Source organism: Burkholderia sp. LS-044 (genome assembly GCF_004803625.1).
Lineage (GTDB): Bacteria > Pseudomonadota > Gammaproteobacteria > Burkholderiales > Burkholderiaceae > Burkholderia > Burkholderia cepacia.
Genome location: NZ_SSWO01000001.1, coordinates 137,585 through 154,294, shown reverse-complemented (window position 1 = coordinate 154,294; position 16,710 = coordinate 137,585). Strand labels below are relative to the sequence as shown.

16 protein-coding genes are annotated in these 16,710 nt (G+C 68.8%); 8 read left to right on the top strand and 8 right to left on the bottom strand.

Annotated elements, in window-relative coordinates; translation table 11 throughout:
* Positions 1 to 68: 68 nt before the first annotated feature.
* Together E9536_RS00710 and E9536_RS00705 are read left to right on the top strand one after the other, a co-directional pair.
* The gene (locus tag E9536_RS00710) at positions 69 to 1,427 is read left to right on the top strand and encodes an aspartate aminotransferase family protein (RefSeq protein ID WP_027791512.1); all 1,359 of its coding nucleotides are present in this window, start codon (positions 69 to 71) and stop codon (positions 1,425 to 1,427) included.
* A 49-nt stretch (positions 1,428 to 1,476) separates the two neighbouring features.
* Complete coding sequence (locus E9536_RS00705) at positions 1,477 to 2,994, top strand: CoA-acylating methylmalonate-semialdehyde dehydrogenase (protein WP_021159212.1); 1,518 nt, start codon at positions 1,477 to 1,479, stop codon at positions 2,992 to 2,994.
* Between the two features lie 146 nt (positions 2,995 to 3,140).
* Here E9536_RS00705 and E9536_RS00700 read toward each other — a convergent pair whose 3' ends face one another.
* The 4 genes from E9536_RS00700 to E9536_RS00685 all read right to left on the bottom strand — a co-directional run bounded on the left by E9536_RS00700 (position 3,141) and on the right by E9536_RS00685 (position 6,888).
* Complete coding sequence (locus tag E9536_RS00700) at positions 3,141 to 3,515, bottom strand: hypothetical protein (protein ID WP_021159211.1); 375 nt, start codon at positions 3,513 to 3,515, stop codon at positions 3,141 to 3,143.
* 311 nt (positions 3,516 to 3,826) lie between these two features.
* Positions 3,827 to 4,762 carry a DMT family transporter gene (locus E9536_RS00695; protein WP_136469087.1) on the bottom strand — a complete coding sequence of 312 codons (936 nt, stop codon included), beginning with the start codon at positions 4,760 to 4,762 and terminating at the stop codon, positions 3,827 to 3,829.
* 126 nt (positions 4,763 to 4,888) lie between these two features.
* Entirely contained in the window at positions 4,889 to 5,821 is a 933-nt protein-coding gene (locus E9536_RS00690; RefSeq protein ID WP_168799486.1) for an AEC family transporter, read from the bottom strand.
* A 182-nt stretch (positions 5,822 to 6,003) separates the two neighbouring features.
* Positions 6,004 to 6,888, bottom strand: a complete 885-nt coding sequence (locus tag E9536_RS00685) for a LysR substrate-binding domain-containing protein (RefSeq protein WP_136469085.1) — start codon at positions 6,886 to 6,888, stop codon at positions 6,004 to 6,006.
* A gap of 311 nt (positions 6,889 to 7,199) precedes the next feature.
* Between E9536_RS00685 and E9536_RS00680 the strand changes: the two genes are divergently transcribed.
* Complete coding sequence (locus E9536_RS00680; protein WP_136469084.1) at positions 7,200 to 8,444, top strand: serine hydrolase domain-containing protein; 1,245 nt, start codon at positions 7,200 to 7,202, stop codon at positions 8,442 to 8,444.
* 21 nt (positions 8,445 to 8,465) lie between these two features.
* Here E9536_RS00680 and E9536_RS00675 read toward each other — a convergent pair whose 3' ends face one another.
* Positions 8,466 to 9,296 carry a GntR family transcriptional regulator gene (locus E9536_RS00675; RefSeq protein ID WP_059694943.1) on the bottom strand — a complete coding sequence of 277 codons (831 nt, stop codon included), beginning with the start codon at positions 9,294 to 9,296 and terminating at the stop codon, positions 8,466 to 8,468.
* A 132-nt stretch (positions 9,297 to 9,428) separates the two neighbouring features.
* The gene (locus E9536_RS00670; RefSeq protein ID WP_136469399.1) at positions 9,429 to 10,364 is read right to left on the bottom strand and encodes an AraC family transcriptional regulator; all 936 of its coding nucleotides are present in this window, start codon (positions 10,362 to 10,364) and stop codon (positions 9,429 to 9,431) included.
* 87 nt (positions 10,365 to 10,451) lie between these two features.
* On the opposite strand from E9536_RS00670, the gene E9536_RS00665 reads away from it, so the two are divergent.
* From E9536_RS00665 to E9536_RS41255, 3 genes are all read left to right on the top strand, one after another.
* A complete protein-coding gene (locus E9536_RS00665; protein WP_136469083.1) occupies positions 10,452 to 11,891 on the top strand; it encodes a cytochrome P450 in 1,440 nt (479 codons plus the stop codon).
* Between the two features lie 188 nt (positions 11,892 to 12,079).
* Positions 12,080 to 12,385, top strand: a complete 306-nt coding sequence (locus E9536_RS00660) for a Panthothenate synthetase (RefSeq protein ID WP_021159202.1) — start codon at positions 12,080 to 12,082, stop codon at positions 12,383 to 12,385.
* Positions 12,386 to 12,398: 13 nt separating this feature from the next.
* Positions 12,399 to 12,581 carry a hypothetical protein gene (locus E9536_RS41255; protein ID WP_060085225.1) on the top strand — a complete coding sequence of 61 codons (183 nt, stop codon included), beginning with the start codon at positions 12,399 to 12,401 and terminating at the stop codon, positions 12,579 to 12,581.
* 103 nt (positions 12,582 to 12,684) lie between these two features.
* Here E9536_RS41255 and E9536_RS00650 read toward each other — a convergent pair whose 3' ends face one another.
* Positions 12,685 to 13,485 carry a helix-turn-helix transcriptional regulator gene (locus E9536_RS00650; RefSeq protein WP_060061806.1) on the bottom strand — a complete coding sequence of 267 codons (801 nt, stop codon included), beginning with the start codon at positions 13,483 to 13,485 and terminating at the stop codon, positions 12,685 to 12,687.
* Positions 13,486 to 13,609: 124 nt separating this feature from the next.
* On the opposite strand from E9536_RS00650, the gene E9536_RS00645 reads away from it, so the two are divergent.
* Together E9536_RS00645 and E9536_RS00640 are read left to right on the top strand one after the other, a co-directional pair.
* Positions 13,610 to 15,016: an APC family permease gene (locus E9536_RS00645; RefSeq protein ID WP_027791521.1), complete on the top strand. Its 1,407-nt coding sequence runs from the start codon at positions 13,610 to 13,612 to the stop codon at positions 15,014 to 15,016.
* Between the two features lie 104 nt (positions 15,017 to 15,120).
* A complete protein-coding gene (locus E9536_RS00640) occupies positions 15,121 to 16,230 on the top strand; it encodes a P1 family peptidase (protein WP_136469398.1) in 1,110 nt (369 codons plus the stop codon).
* Between the two features lie 144 nt (positions 16,231 to 16,374).
* Here the strand turns inward: E9536_RS00640 and E9536_RS00635 are convergent, their stop codons facing one another.
* A complete protein-coding gene (locus E9536_RS00635) occupies positions 16,375 to 16,587 on the bottom strand; it encodes a hypothetical protein (RefSeq protein ID WP_059694933.1) in 213 nt (70 codons plus the stop codon).
* Between the last annotated feature and the right edge of the window lie 123 nt (positions 16,588 to 16,710).

Here is a 16,710-nt window from a genome sequence, read left to right as displayed (position 1 = left end):
AGACTAATTGGCCTCCCGACAATGCGCAACATCATCACAAGAAGGAGGGGCGCGCCGCGCCGACCGACATGACCGACATCACCACCGCCGCGCAGCAGGACGACACGACCATCCGCACCGACGCCGCGTGGCTCGACGCGCACTGGATGCCGTTCACGGCCAACCGCCAGTTCAAGGCCGACCCGCGCATGATCGTGTCGGGCAAGGGCGCGTATTACACGGACGCCGAAGGCCGCAAGATCTTCGACGGCCTGTCGGGCCTCTGGTGCACGGGCCTCGGCCACGGCCGCACGGAAATCGTCGAAGCCGTGAGCCGCCAGGTCGCGCAGCTCGACTACGCGCCGGCGTTCCAGTTCGGCCATCCGAAATCGTTCGAGCTCGCCAACAAGATCAAGGAACTGACGCCGGCCGGCCTCGACTACGTGTTCTTCACGGGGTCGGGCTCGGAAGCGGCCGACACCTCGCTGAAGCTGGCCCGCGCGTACTGGCGCGCGAAGGGCAAGGGCACGAAGACGCGCCTGATCGGCCGCGAGAAGGGTTATCACGGCGTGAACTTCGGCGGTATCTCGGTCGGCGGGATCGGGCCGAACCGCAAGCTGTTCGGCCAAGGCCTCGACGCCGACTTCCTGCCGCACACGCAACTCGCCGAAAACAAGTTCTCGCGCGGGATGCCCGAGCACGGCGCCGAGCTGGCCGACCGCCTGCTCGACCTGATCGCGCTGCACGACGCGTCGAACATCGCGGCCGTGATCGTCGAGCCGTTCTCCGGTTCGGCGGGCGTGGTCGTGCCGCCGAAGGGCTATTTGAAGCGCCTGCGCGACATCTGTACCGCGCACGACATCCTGCTGATTTTCGACGAAGTCATCACGGGCTTCGGCCGTGCCGGCGCGATGACGGGCGCCGACGCATTCGGCGTGGTGCCGGACATCCTGAACTTCGCGAAGCAGGTGACGAACGGCGCGCAGCCGCTCGGCGGCGTGGTCGCGACGAAGGAAATCTACGACACGTTCATGGCCGCGGGCGGCCCCGAGTACATGCTCGAGTTCCCGCACGGCTACACGTATTCGGCGCATCCGGTCGCGTGCGCGGCCGGTGTCGCGGCGCTCGACCTGCTGGTGAAGGAAGACGCGGTGGCCCGCGTGCGCGATCTCGCGCCGCATTTCGAGGCGGCCGTGCACGGGCTGAAGGGCCAGCGCCATATCGCGGACATCCGCAACTACGGGCTGGCTGCCGGCCTGACGATCGCGGCCCTGCCGGGCGAGCCGGCACGGCGCCCGTACGAGATCGCGATGCGCTGCTGGGCGAAGGGCTTCTACGTGCGCTACGGCGGCGACACGATCCAGCTGGCGCCCCCGTTCATCTCGGAGAAGCGCGAGATCGACAACCTGGTCAACGCGCTGTCCGATGCACTGAACGAAGTGGACTGAGCCGCGGCGCGCACCGACCGAGAACCGAATTCACGAAAGAGCCTCAACGATGAAACACGACAGCAATGTGACCTCCACCGTCGGCCACCTGATCGACGGCAAGCGCGTCGACGGCGGCAGCCGCGTCCAGCCGGTGTTCGACCCGGCGACCGGCGAATCGCACAAGAGCGTCGCGCTCGCCGACAAGCTGACCGTCGAAGCCGCGATCGCGTCCGCGCAGGCCGCGTTCCCGGCCTGGCGCAACACGCCGCCGCTGAAGCGCGCACGCGTGATGAGCCGCTTCAAGACGCTGCTCGAGGAACACGCCGACGAGCTGTGCGCGCTGATCACGGCCGAGCACGGCAAGGTGCTCGCCGATGCGATGGGCGAACTGCAGCGCGGGATCGAGAACGTCGAATACGCGACCTACGTGCCCGAGCTGCTGAAGGGCGAGCACAGCAAGAACGTCGGCCCCGCGATCGATTCGTGGAGCGAGTTCCAGGCGCTCGGCGTCGCGGCCGGCATCACGCCGTTCAACTTCCCGGTGATGGTGCCGCTGTGGATGTGGCCGATGGCCGTCGCGTGCGGCAACACGTTCGTGCTGAAGCCGTCCGAGCGCACGCCGTCGTCGACGCTGCGCATGGCCGAGCTCGCGCTCGAAGCGGGCCTGCCGCCGGGCGTGCTGAACGTCGTGAACGGCGACAAGGAAGCGGTCGACACGCTGCTGACCGACCCGCGCGTGAAGGCCGTGAGCTTCGTCGGCTCGACGCCGATCGCCGAATACATCTATTCGACCGGCTGCGCGCACGGCAAGCGCGTGCAGGCGCTCGGCGGCGCGAAGAACTTCGCGGTCGTGATGCCGGACGCCGACATCGGCAACGCGGTGAACGCGCTGATGGGCGCCGCGTACGGTTCGTGCGGCGAACGCTGCATGGCGATTCCGCTGGTCGTCGCGATCGGCGACGAGACGGGCGACAAGGTGGTGGCGGGCCTGAAGGCCGAGATCGAGAAGATGAAGGTCGGCCCGGGCAACGGCGCGGGCGTCGACATGGGCCCGCTCGTCACGCAGCAGCATTTCGAGAAGGTGACGGGCTTCGTCGACGCGGGCGTGGCGGCGGGCGCGACGCTCGTCGTCGACGGCCGCGGCGTGAAGGTCGACGGCCACGACGGCGGTTACTACCTCGGCCCGTGCCTGTTCGACAACGTGAAGCCCGGCATGCCGATCTACCAGCACGAGATCTTCGGGCCCGTGCTCGGCGTGATCCGCCTGAAGTCGCTCGACGAGGCGATGGCGCTGATCGACGCGCACGAGTACGGCAACGGCACGTGCCTGTTCACGCGCGACGGCGAGGCCGCGCGCTACTTCAGCGACAACATCCAGATCGGCATGGTCGGCATCAACGTGCCGCTGCCGGTGCCGGTTGCCTATCACTCGTTCGGCGGCTGGAAGCGCTCGCTGTTCGGCGACCTGCATGCGTATGGCCCGGACGCCGTGCGCTTTTACACGAAGCGCAAGACGATCACGCAGCGCTGGCCGTCGGCCGGCGTGCGCGAAGGGACGGTGTTCAGCTTCCCGTCGAACCGCTGATGCGCTACCCGGCCGCATGAATCGCCCGCCTGCGGGCGGACGATGCAACGCGGCCGGCGCGATCGCGAGCAGGCCCGCCCGGATCGACAATCCGGGCGGGCTTTTTTACGTCCTCGAGGCGGGCGCGGAAGACGGCGGGACGACGCTTACGGCGCGACCACGTGCCACATGTCCTTGAAGTTGTCGCCGTTGCGGTCGCCCTGTTTCATGTCCTTCGAGAAGAAGTACAGCGGCTTGCCCTTGTATGCCCATTGCGGGCTTCCGTCGTCGCGCTTGACGATCGTGTAGGGCCCGACCGGAACGTCGGTCGCGCTGGCCTTGTAGGGCGGCCAGAAGGATTCGCACTGGCCCGTGCACGCGCTGGTGCCGGCGTTGGCCTTGTCCTTGTCGAACGTGTAGACGGTCATCCCGTTCGCGGCGACGAGCGAACCGTTTTCGACTTTCGTGATAGAGCCTTGAGCCGACGCCGATGCGGATGCAATGGCGAGCAGGGCGGAGCTGACGAGCAGCGCGGCTTTCATGAGGGCCTCCTGTAATCCGGTGGGCGGCCGCGATCGTGCACGGGCGAGCGTGCGCCGGATCGCGGTGAATGGTGCCGGAGCGCGGGGCCGTCGCCGCCGGTGCGAGCGACGCAGGGTCGAATGGCGGCAAACGGAGCGCTCCATTCACGATAGGCGGTTTTTGGCGGGGCTGCGAGAACATCGGGGGCGTATCGGGGGGCATATCGGTAGCGGCCGCCCGTCTGCGTCACGGAACCGGGGCGTGATCGCCGCCGCGCGCCGCTCCGGTATTCGGCATCCGTCCCCGAGTGCGCGTCGCGCACGCCCATGGATCAGCGTTTCGCGCGATTGGTCAGCGCGACGCCCGCGATCACGAGCGCACCGCCCGCCAGCATCGACGGCGACAACGGCTCGCCGAGCAGCGCGACCGACAGCAGCACGCCGAACACGGGCACCAGGTTGGTGAACACGGCCGCGCGGGCCGGCCCGAGTTCGCGGATGCCCTGCGAATACCAGACGAACGCGACCACCGTGCCGATCGCGCCGAGATAGAGCATCGACGCGATGGCCTGCCACGTCAGCGCCGTGCCGCTGCCAGCGGGCGAGCCGAACAGGTGCGCGACGACCAGCAGCGCGAGGCCCCACAGCGCCGCATACGTCGTCGCCGCCAGCGGCGACAGCCCGTCGAGCGCGCGCCGGCCGATCACGGTGTAGGCGGCCCAGCTCAGCACCGCGCACAGCATGAAGCGTTCGCCGGCACCGAACGTGTTGCCGAGGTCGGTCAGCACCCGCAGCAATTCGCCGCGGCTGATCACGACCAGCGCGCCGAACAGCGCGACGGCGATGCCGGCCCAGCGCGACAGCGACAGGCGTTCCCCGCGCACGACGATCGACAGCAGCACGGCGGTGGCGACCGGGTTCAACGCGACGAACAGCGCGGTGCGGCCCGCCGGCATCCGCGCGAGCGCCGCGAAAAAACACACGTTGTACAGGAAGATGCCGGTCGCGCCGAGGCCGAAGGTCGTCACGACCTGGCGGCCGCTCAGCTTCGGCAGCCCGCCTTCGATCTTCCACGTCAGCGCGACCAGCATCAGCGCGGCGATCGCGAAGCGGCCGGTGGCCGCCGAGGTCGCGGACATCGTCGCGGCGAGGATCCGGCCCGCGATGAACGTCCCGCCCCAGAACAGCGCGACGAGCGTGAGCTTTACGTAGACGGCCGCGTGCGGCCGGGTGGCGGCGATGGCGGCGGGCGGGGCGGGAGCATTCATGTGACGGGGTTTCTCGGTGAGCGCCTGCGGCAACGCGCGAACGAGCACGCGCGGCCGGTTATGCCGAATCGCGCGATGGCCCGCGTGCAGGCTGGATTCAGGGGGAAATGGGCGGTCGTTGCGTCGTCAGCGAAACGCGGGTGCCGACGCGAGCGCGGTCAGCACGACGGGCATCGCGAGCGCCGCCGCGATCGTCTGGAACGCGGTGATGCCGGCCATCAGCGGCGCGTCGCCGCCGAGCTGGCGCGCCATGATGTACGACGCCGACGACGTCGGCAGCGCCTGGAACAGCAGCGCGACCGTCAGCGCCGCATCGCCGAGCCCGAACAGGCGGCCGGCGGCGAGCGTGATGAGCGGCATCGCCATGAACTTGAACGCCGACGCGACGCAGACCGGCTGCAGCCACGCACGCGCCGCATCGAATTTCAGTGCCGCGCCCACGCACAGCAGGCCGAGCGGCATCGACGCGACGCCGAGCGCGCGCACGGCCGGCTCGACGGCCGCCGGGAACGTGACGCCGCCGGCCTGCATCGCGATCCCGAGCGCGCACGCGACGACGAGCGGATTCGACAGGATCTGGCGCACGAGGGCCGCCGCGCCGAGCCGCGTGTCGCCGTAGCGCGCGAATACGAGCACGCACATCAGGTTGACGGTCGGGACGATTGCCGCGACGCACACGGCCGCGAGCGCAATGCCTTTTGCGCCGAACAACCCGGCCGCGAGTGCTGTGCCGACATAGTTGTTGAAGCGCACGGCCCCCTGGAACACCGACGTGAAGCCGGCGCCGTCGACCCGCACGAACGGGCGAACCAGCAGGAGAAGCGCCGCGGCGAGTGCGGTCGAACCGACCAGCGCCGCCGCGAGCGGTAATACGGACAGTGACTGCAGCCGCGCGTTCGCGAGGCCGTCCGCGAACAGCGCGGGCAGCAGCACGTAGTAGCACAGCCGCTCGGCCTGCGGCCAGAAGGCGTCGGCGATGAAGCCCGTGCGCCGCAGGCCGTGGCCGCACGCGACCAGCAGCGCGACCGGCGCCAGCGCGAGCAGGATCGGGCCGATCATCGGGGCGCCTTTACGCGAGGCGGGATGACCGTGCAGGCCGCCGTGAGCGGCAGGCGCGCAAAACGGCGGAACGAGGCGGGCATCCATCCGGCGGGCAACATGGCGACACGCAAGCGAAAGAGTGACGATGCCGCCAAGTTAACACGCGCAAACAACAGGAATAATGGTTAATTATCGGGTGTTCAATGAGAAATTCTCATCGATGACGCGGTGACTTCGGCCGCCAGCGCACGTGCGAAACGTTCGGCCGGACGCGACAGGTGTTCGAGCAGGACGACCGCGCGCCCCATCTGCGGCTGACCGAACGGCAAGCGCGTGACGGGCGGCAGGCGCGCGAGCGTCGAATCGGGGAGTGCGACGATCGCCGCGCCGAGCCCTCGCGCGACCATGCGCGCGATCGTTTCCGCGCTGTCCAGCACCATCTCCTCGCGCACCCGCACGCCGATGCGGCGCAGTTCGGCGGCGATCATGCGGCCGGCCCACGCCTGCGCATCGAAGCGGATGAACGGCAGCGCGCCGAGCAGCGTGCCCTCGTCGCGTTCCGCCTGGTCCGGCGGCGCGAGCAGCCAGAAGCGATCCTCGTACAGCGTGGTCCACGTGAGTTCCGCCGGATGCGGGCGCACGGGGCGTGTCGTGATCGCCGCATCGAGTTCGCCGGCCGCGACACGGTTCGCCAGTTCGGCCGACATGCCGGCCGACACGTGTACGCGCAGCCCCGGGTGCGCTGCGCGCAGCGCGAGCAGCGCGTCGGGCAGCGGGCCCGACAGCGCGGTCTGGATCGCGCCGATCCGCAGGCGGCCGACGAGCTTCTTCTCGTCGCTGAGCGCATCGGGAATCCGGTCGACCATCGCGAGCACCTGCTCGGCCTGCGCGAGCAGGATGTTGCCGGCCTCGGTGAGCACCGGCTGCCGGCGCGAGCGATCGAACAACTGCACGTTGTATTCGCTTTCGAGCGTCTTGATCTGCAGGCTCACCGCCGATTGCGTGAGGCCGATGGCTTCGCCGGCGCGCGCGAAAGTCCGGTATCGGGCGATGGCGACCAGCGTTCTGAAGGCGCGGAGTGACATAAGCGGGCTGAGGTGGGAAGAGGCAGCCGTGTGCGAAACGCAGCCCGGCCGGCGCATTGGCGATGCGACGGGGGGAACGGTTCGCAAGGCAGCCGCCAGGGTTCGCGACATCATGCCCGCGCGTCCCGAATCGGGCAACCGGCCCATACGACGAGCGCCGCATGTTGCCGACGCGTCACGCCGGTTCGGACATTCTTTAAAATGATATAGTTCTATTTTTAGAATGTTTGGATCGGGCAAGCGCGCTGCCTGAAGCGAGGCGGGCGCGGGTTCCGGCGCGTCGAGACCGAAGTGGAAAGAGGAGCAGGGGCATGACCAAGGTGGCATATCCGGGTTTGTCGTCGCAGCGGCTGAAGGCGCTCGACATGCAGCTGAACGAACGGTACGTGGCGTCCGGGCGCTTGCCGGGGGCGGTGACGATGATCCATCGCCGTGGCGAGCTGGCGCACGTGAACGTCGTCGGTTCCATGGACGTCGAGCGCGCGAAGCCGATGCGCGAGGACGCGATTTTCCGCATCTATTCGATGACCAAGCCGATCACGAGCGTCGCGTTCATGACGCTGGTCGAGCAGGGGCGGGTGGCGCTCGACGATCCCGTGTCGAGCGTGATCCCGGCGTGGAAGGACCTGGGCGTCGCCGTGGCCGGCGCACGGAGCCTCGGCGGGTTCCAGACCCGGCCGGTCGCGCGCGAGATGCTGATGGTGGATCTGCTGCGCCACACGGCGGGGTTGTCGTATTTCTTCCAGGCCAGGACGAACGTCGATGCCGCGTACCGCGAACTCGCGATCGGCGAACCGGGCAACCCGGGCGGTCTCGACGGCATGATCGCGGATCTGGCCGGGCTGCCGCTCGACTACTCGCCGGGCGAAGCGTGGAATTATTCGGTCGCGACGCACGTGCTCGGCTATCTCGTCGAGAAGATCTCCGGGCAGCCGTTTGCCGACTACCTGAAGCATGCGCTGTTCGATCCCATCGGCATGCCCGACACCGGTTTCTTCGTGCCGGACGCGCAGGCCGAGCGCCTGTGCGCGTGTTATTGCCCGGGCCCGGATGGCGCTCTCGTGCTGCAGGACGACCCGGCATCCAGCGCGTTTCGCCGGCCGCCGGCGCTGGCTTCGGGCGGCAGCGGGCTCGTGTCGACGGCCGGCGATTACCTGCGCTTCTGCCGGATGCTGCTGAACCGCGGTTCGATCGACGGGCACCGGATCCTGAGCCCGAAGACCGTCGAACTGATGACGATCAACCATCTGCCGGGCGGCCGGACGCTCGACCGGATGTCGCGCTCCACGTTCAGCGAGGCCGTGTATCCGGGGCTCGGGTTCGGGCTCGGCTTCGCCGTGACGCAGGACCTTGCCGCGACGATGCAGCCAGGCAGCGTCGGCGATTATTTCTGGGGCGGTGGCGCCAGCACGGCTTTCTGGATCGATCCGGCCGAGGACCTGATCGTGGTATTCATGACGCAGCTTCTGCCGTCGACGACATACCGGATTCGCCGCGATCTGCGGCATTGGGTCTACGGGGCGATGTGCGACGGCGAGGGCGACGCGGCGGCTTGAAGGGCAGTCGGGGCCGGCGGGTCAGGCCGCCGGCTTGCGCGCGCCTTTCCGGGTACCGGCGCGCGGTGACGGGATCAAGTCGGCGCTCCGGTCGTTGCCGTCGAGATCGTGCGTGATGTCGAGCACGAAACGGTCGGCGCGATACAGGTAGAGCCCCGCATGGACGATGCAGCCGTCGCCGTCGGTCCACCAGCGGCGCATGCGAATCAGCATGTCGGCCATGCTGAAGTCGGCACCGTCCGACGCGAGCAGGTCGGCCGTCTCCTGGTCCGCATAGGCGGCCGTGATTTCCTGGCGGGCCTTCGCGAGCGGAAGACGGTTGTATTGACGGACGAGATAACCGACCTTGCGCCGCGCGTCGCTGCCCTTCGGAAACCGGTCGTAGGTTTCCCGCGCGACATAGCTGTCCATCACACCGTAAGGCGCGCCGTCGTGCAGCTGAAGCGTGCGGATCCGCATGTAGGCGGCGCGCATGGGTTGGCCCGTCTGCAACGCGGCGGGCAGCGCGGTCACGGCTTCGCGCAGCAGCACGCGCAGGGTCTGGCCGGGTGCGAGTTGCAGCGGATCGTTGATCGCGGCGCGCAGCGCCGGGTTATCCGGGGGAGAGACGACGTCGGCCGTGACGAACGTGCCGCGCCCGCGGGCACTGCTCACGAGCCCTTCGGCGCTCAGTTCGGCCAGCGCCTGGCGCACCGTGATCGTGCCCGCCTGATAGAACGCGCACAGCTCGGGAATCGGCGGCAACTGGTCGCCGCGCTTCCATTCGCCTTGATGGATTCGTCCGCGAAGCAGGCTGGCAATCCGCGCATAAAGGGCGACCCCTTTGCGTTCGGCGGGCGGCGACGGGTTCAATCACGGGCTCCTGGAATGATGCGGGTGGCGGGTTGACCGGGCGTGGCAGGCATGGCGCCCGTTAATGCCCAACATTCTACTCTTGGAATGTATGGCTCATTCGCGCGGCCGGGGCCGTGAAGCCGCCGTGCGTCACACCCACAGCCGGTACATCCAGAACGATTCGTCGTCGATGAAGCGCTGCGTGAATTCGCTCGGCGAGAATCCCGTGATGCGCTTGACCTCGCGGCTCAGGTGCGCCTGGTCGGCGAATCCTTCGTCGAGCGCGAGCGTCGCCCAGTTGAACGCGGCGCCGGCTTCGAACCGGTCGCGCGCCGCGAAGAACGCGCTTTCCGTCCTGACGAGTGCCTGCCATTCGCGCAGCGATCGGCCGCTGTAGGTCTTGATGCGCCGTTCGACCTGGCGCGGGCTGTGCGTGCCGCGCCACTCGCGCGCTTGTAGCGCGAGACGCTCGACCCAGCTGCGCCCCGCGTTGCGAAGCGAAGCCAGCGGCGTCGCGGGCCGCAGCGCCTGCCAGCGAGGCGCGAGATGGCGATCGATCGCCGCCAGCACGTCCGCGTCGCCATCCGCGCCGAGCAGTGCATCGAGCAGCGGGTGCCAGTCGCGGCCGAGGCACGCGTGTGCGTCGAGCACGCGGTCGTGGACGTCGGGCAGCGCGATGCCGAACAACGTCCGCGCGGCATCGGCGGTGAAACAGATCATGCCGATCAGCCCGCCCGTCGGCGCCCACGCGACGGTGGGGGCCGAATGGCTGCCCGACAGCGTCGCCGCCGCGCCGAAGGGGCGCCATCGCGGACCGTCGGGGGCGGGTTCGATGAAGCCCACGTCGAGATCCCTGTACCACGACACGCAGACGAGCGGCGTGGCCGGAAAATGCGAAAGCCGTTGCGCGTCGCTCGACGCGACGCCGCGCGTGTCGCACAGAACGATCGCGACCACCGCGCCCTGCAGCGCGGCAGGCGCGGGATGCAGCCGCGTATGCGGCAGCCGCCCGCCGCCTGCGACGCGAGGGGCGCGGGCAAGCGGATCGGGGCATGACGGCGGAATCGATGGCGGGCCGGAGAACATGACGCCGCAGTATAGGGACGGGGTCAACGCGTGTCGATGTCGTTTGCGTTCAAGACCGCCGGCGCGCCGATGCGGAGAATCCGGCACATGAACACACGATCCTCTTCCCCATGTCCATTCCACGCGGGCACTGCTGCGCCGGCGCCCGTGCTTCACCCGCCCGGCGTATGGCCGCCGGGGCCGCCCGCCGGCCTGACGGGTTGGGGGTTGCTGCGCACGATGTCGCGCGACCTGATCGGCGCGCTTGGCGACTGGCAGCGCACCTACGGCGATGTCGTGCACTTGCGCGTGTGGCCCGAGCATGCCGTGGTCGTGACCGATCCGGCGCTCGTGCGCGAGCTGCTGGTCACGCACCACGATGCGCTCGGGCGCTGGGAGCGCGCCATCCGCGTCTTCGCGGAGGTCCACGGCCAAAGCGTGCTGGTCGCCGAGGGCGATGCATGGCGCGACAAGCGGCAGGCGCTGCAGCCCGGCTTCATGCCGAAGCCGGTTCAGGCGTTCGTTCCGGCGATCGCGGCGACGGCCGGTCATGCCCTCGCGCAATGGCCCGCGCATGATCCGGAGTGGCCGATCGAAAGCGCGCTGACGTCGCTGGCGATGGACGTGATCATGCGCACGATGTTCTCCGATACGATCGGCGACGATGCGCGCGCGGCCGAAGAGGCGGTGCGCGTGGTGAGCGCCGCGGCGAACGCGGCGTTTTACCAGCCGGTGAACACGCCGAGCTGGGTGCCGTGGAAGCGCCGCACGGCACGCGCGATGGCGGTGCTGAAAGGGCTGATCGACCGGCAGCTGCATGCGCGCCTCGACCGGCCCGAGCGTACCTGGCCCGACGATCTGCTGTCACGCCTGTTGCGGCTGCATCGGGCCGATGCGCGGAAATGGCCGCTGCGGGCCGTGCACGACGAATGTGTGACGGCGTTCCTGGCCGGCCACGAGACGACCGCCGGGGCGCTGACCTGGTGGGCATGGTGCATGGCCGCGAATCCGGCCGCGCAAGCCGCCGCGCGCGACGAGGTGTCCCGCGTGCTGGGCGGTCGTGCGCCGTCGGCCGAGACGCGCGCGTCGTTGCGTTACCTGTCGCAGACGCTCGACGAAACGCTGCGCCTGTACCCGTCCGCGCCGATCCTGATCAGCCGTCGCGCAGCGCGGCCGATCGCGCTGGGCGCGTGGCAGTTTCCCGCGCGCACGCTGTTCATGCTGCCGCTGCAACTGATGCAGCGCGATCCTCGATGGTTCCCCGAGCCCGATACGTTCCGCCCCGAACGCTTCGGCGCCGATGCGCCGGCGCTGCCGCGCGGTGCCTGGATGCCGTTCGGCACGGGCCCGCGCGTGTGCCTCGGGCAGCATCTGGCGATGACGGAGATGACAGTCGTGGCCGCCATGGTCCTGCAGCGCTATGTGCTGTCGGTGCCGCCCGGCATGGCGCCGCCGCGCGCGGTGCTGAACGTGACGCTGCGACCGCAGCGGGCGTTGCATCTGGCGATCGCGCCGACGGAGCTGGCGGCCGATACGGTCTCCGAATGACGGGGGCATGAGCGGCCGATTCGACGGGGCCTGCATCGCGCGAGCGCATGCCGTTCGCGCGATGCGGTGTCGTCGAATCGTCGGAATGTGAAGGCGTGCCGGCAACCGTTTTCGGCGCCACTGGCGCGGCATCACGCAGCACCTATGCTTGAAGAGCCCAGGCCGGGTGACGCCCAAGGAGGATGGTCATGCGCATGCTTCTCAACATACGAATCCCTCACGAGCCGTTCAACACGCTGGTGCGGGACGGCAGCGTCGGCGACGTGATCTCGCGAATACTCGAAGCGGTCAAGCCGGAGGCCGTGTATTTCACGGAGCAGGGCGGCGGTCGCGGGGCGGTCGCGATCGTCAACGTGGATGACCCGTCGCAGATCCCCGCGCTCGCGGAGCCGTGGTTCCTGATGTTGAATGCCGACTGCGAGTTCCGCGTGGTGATGTTGCCGGACGATCTCCGGAACGCCGGGCTCGCGCAACTCGGCGCGAAGTGGCGGTAGCGGTGAGCCGCGCATGCGCATGCCGCTGCCCGAAAGCCGGGTGAGCGGCATCGCGCGGCGTTCGCGTGCCGGCTATCGCGCAGCCGGTGGCGGCTCGACGTTCGCCGCCTGCCTGTCCTTCGGTCGCAACAGCAACAGCAGGCAACTCAGCGCCGCCGCGGCAACGCATACGAATAAGAACCGTTCGTTCCATTGAATCTCGCATGTCGGATGCTGTGCCGTCGGCATTCCCGGCCGTGGCGCCGAGTTCCGGCAGGAACGTGAAGACCGCCGGTTGCCATCCGTCCGGATCGGGAAGGTCATCCGGCCGCGTCTTCCCCCAGCGCCTGGATGAAGCGCGAGAACAGCTCGGGCTGCGATGAAATCCCGAGCTTCGCGTACAGGTGCCGCCGGTGCACCTTCACCGTTTCCGGCGAAATCGCGAGCCGCTCGGCGATCGCCTTCGACGAGTTGCCGCGCAGCACCATTCTCGCGATCGACATCTCGCGATCGGTCAGCACGCCCGCGCCGAAGCGGGCGAGTGCCTGCTCGACCCGCGCGCCGAGATCGGCGTCGGGCGTCGCGCGTGCGGCGTCGCCCACCAGCCGCCAGTGCTGCCGGATCGCCGCGAGCACCCACGGCATCGCGGCCGTCAGCTTGCCGAGCGGCTCGACGTCGAAACGCGTGCCCGCGCCGAGCGACAGCGACAGCAGCATGTCGGCGCTCGGCCGCACGAGGATCTGGATCTCGTCGTCGCCCACCGCATCGCGGAAATAGCTGAGGAAATACTCGCTCTGCCGGAACAGGTCGGGTGCGACTTCCTCGAGCCGGTAACAGCCGTCGGCGAGCCCGTCGTGCGCGGCCTGCAGGAACGGGTCGAGCAGATACACGCCGTTCAGGTAGAGCGGCACGGGCGACGCGGCATCGGTGCCGCCCGTGTCGTATTCCTCGAGCACGAGCGGCACCCCGTCGGGGCCGATCGCGGTCGCGAGCGCATTGTCGAACGGCGCCATTTCATTGAGCAGCAGCACCAGGAAGCGCCAGAAGCGCGGCTGGCCGAGGTGATCGATTGCGCGGCCGAGCGCCTGGTGCATCGCGATTTCGGAAAAGAGACGATCCATACCACCACCGGAAGGGCGTAACACGAAGGGGGAATAGCGGTCCTGAAATTGGCTTCCTAGACTGCCACGCAATCAGTCGGGCCCGAGTATGGGCGTTCAAAAAAGTGCAGCACAGGAGAACGAGATGGCGATGATGTCGGAATCGACGGGCACGCTGCAAGCGGCGCCTGCAACGGAGGACGCGCCGCGCGCGCTGTCGCAGACGCTCAGTGTGCGCGACGCGGTGATGATCACCGTATCGGGCGTGACGCCCGCGAGCTCGATCTTCGTGATCGCGCCGTTCGCGATCCAGCAGGCCGGCAGCGGCGCCGTGCTGTCGTTCCTGCTCGGCGGCGTGCTCGCGCTCGCGTTCGCGCTCTGCTACGCGGAACTCAGCGCCGCGCACCGCAGCGCGGGCGGCGAGTACGTGATGGCCAAGCGCGTGTTCGGCACGCTGCCCGGCTACCTGACCTTCATCACGGTGCTGTCCGTCAGCGTGTTCATCCCGGCCGTGCTCGCGAGCGGCGCCGCGCCTTACCTGAACAGTGCACTCGGCACGCACTTCAGCAACCAGTCGGTCGCGTTGACGATCGTGCTGCTCAGCTACCTGCTCGGCATGCTGAACATCAAGACGAACGCGTGGATCACGGGCGCGTTCCTGGTGGTCGAGATCGGCGTGCTGATGCTGATCGCGGGCCTCGGCTTCGGTTCCCCGCATCGCGGCGCCGACGCGCTGGTCGCGCCGGTCGTCGCGAGCGGCAACGCGCTCGTGCCCGCGACGCTGGCCGCGATCGTTCCGGCGATCGGCACGGCGATCTTCTGCTACAACGGCTTCGGATCGGCCGCGTATCTCGCGGAAGACCTGCGCGGCGGCAACCGCAATGTCGCGAAGGCAGTGATCTACTCGCTGCTCGTGATCCTCGTCGTCGAACTGATTCCGCTCACCGCGATCGTGCTCGGCGCGCCGTCGCTGACCGAGCTGACGAAGAGTGCCGACCCGATCGGCTATGTCGTACGTTCGCTCAGCAACCCGGCCGTGTCACGCGTGGTCAGCGGCGGGATCTTCCTGTCGGTGTTCAACGCGATCATCGCGATCGTGATCACGATGGGCCGGCTGCTGTACAGCAGCGGCCGGCACGCGCTCTGGTCGCGCACCTGCAACCGCGCCTTCTCGACGATCCACCCGCGTCTCGAATCGCCGTGGCTCGCGACCCTCGCGCTCGCGGTGCCGTCGGCGGGGCTCGTGTTCGTGTCGAGCCTCGACGAGCTGACCGCGTTCACGGTCGACCTGCTGCTGCTGATCTACCTGGTCGTCGGGCTGGCCGCGCTCGCGAGCCGGTTCGTGCGCCGCGACGTCGAGCATCATTACCGGATGCCGTTGTGGCCCGTGACGCCGCTCGTCGCGGTGGCGGGCGCCGCGTACACGCTCTACACGACGCTGGCCACAGCCACGAAACCGACCGACCTCATCATCATCGCCGGGCTGCTGATTGCCGCGCTCGCGATGTACGCGGTCTGGGCACGCCACAGCGAAGCGTTCCGCGCGCTCTGAGCGACGGATCGAAGCCTTGCCGTACCGAAACACCGAAACACCGAAACACCGAAACACCGAAACACCGAAACACCGAACCATTGAAAGACGGGAGGAATTGCATCATGCGCACGAGGGATCTCGGCATCCGCATCGGACTCGGCACGCCGGGCCGCTTCAACGCGATCACGGACGTTCCGGGCGTGCGGGTCGGACATTGCACGCTGAACGAGGAGAACGGCGACGCATCGATCCGCACCGGCGTCACCGTCATCGAGCCGCGCGCGGGCGCCGTGCACGATTCGCCCTGTTTCGCGGGCGTGCACGTGCTGAACGGCAACGGCGATGCAACGGGGCTCGAATGGATCCGCGAAGCCGGCCTGCTCACCACGCCGATCGCCTATACGAACACGCACAGCGTCGGCGCGGTGCGCGATGCACTCGTCGCGAACGAACGCGAAGCGGCGGCGGGCCGCGTGTACTGGTGCATGCCGGTCGTGATGGAAACCTACGACGGCCTGCTGAACGACATCTGGGGGCAGCACGTGAGCGCCGCGCACGTGCAGCGCGCGCTGGCCGCCGCGCAGACGGGCCCGGTTGCCGAAGGCGGCGTGGGCGGCGGCACGGGCATGATCTGCCACGAGTTCAAGGGCGGCATCGGCACCGCGTCGCGCGTGCTCGCGGCCGACGCGGGCGGCTGGACCGTCGGCGCGCTCGTCCAGGCGAACTACGGCGTGCGCGAGATGCTGCGCGTGGCCGGCTACCCGGTCGGCGAAGTGCTGCGGCACGTGCCTTCGCCGTTCCGCGCGCCGGACGCGCAAGGCGAGGCCGGGATGGGCTCGATCGTCGTGACGATCGCGACCGACGCGCCGTTGCTGCCTCATCAATGCACGCGGCTCGCGCAACGTGCCAGTGTCGGGCTCGCGCGGGTCGGCGGCGGCACGGAGGATTCGAGCGGCGACATCTTCCTTGCGTTCGCAACGGGCAACGACGGCCTGCCGGCGGCGAACTACGGCAGCAAGGGGACGCCGACCACCGGCGTGAAGATGGTCAACAACGACCATATTTCCGCGCTGTTCGTCGCGGCGGCGGAAGCTGTGGAGGAAGCGATCGTGAACGCGCTCGTCGCGGGCGGCGACGTCGAGTCGCGCGGTGCGCGGGTCGAAGGGCTGGGGCAGGCGCGCTTGCTGGATGCGTTGCGCGAGGTGGGCTGGCGGCCGGGGCGCGGCGCCTGAAACGGCATGCGCCGCTTCAATCGAAGCGGCGTGGGATGGAGCGGCGATGCGGCGATCGGCCGGGCCGCGATCGGCCGGGCCGCCGCTCGCCCGCGCAGTTCATGCGGGCGGTGCGGGCCTGGCCGTGACGACGCGGCGTCATGCTCAACTGCCGAAGTAGATGTTGCAGAAGCTGACGGGGCCGACGCAGGCGTTCGGGTCGTCCTGCTTCGATTGCGCACGATCGACGCGGCCGGCGGCCTTCACGGCTTCGACGCGGTTCGCCTGTTGCTGTGCGTCGTCTGCCGGTGCCGGCTGTGCGTGAGCGACAGCAGCGGTGAGCGACAGGGCAACGAGGGCGAGGTGCAGCGGCTTCATTTCGGTTTCTCCTGGGTGAGTGCCAGTCTCGCTGGCAGTGAGGAAACTATAGGCTCGCACTGCTTAAAGATTAATCACCGCGCCTGTAGAGCATATTTCCATCCGGAACAAGGATCCCGTTGC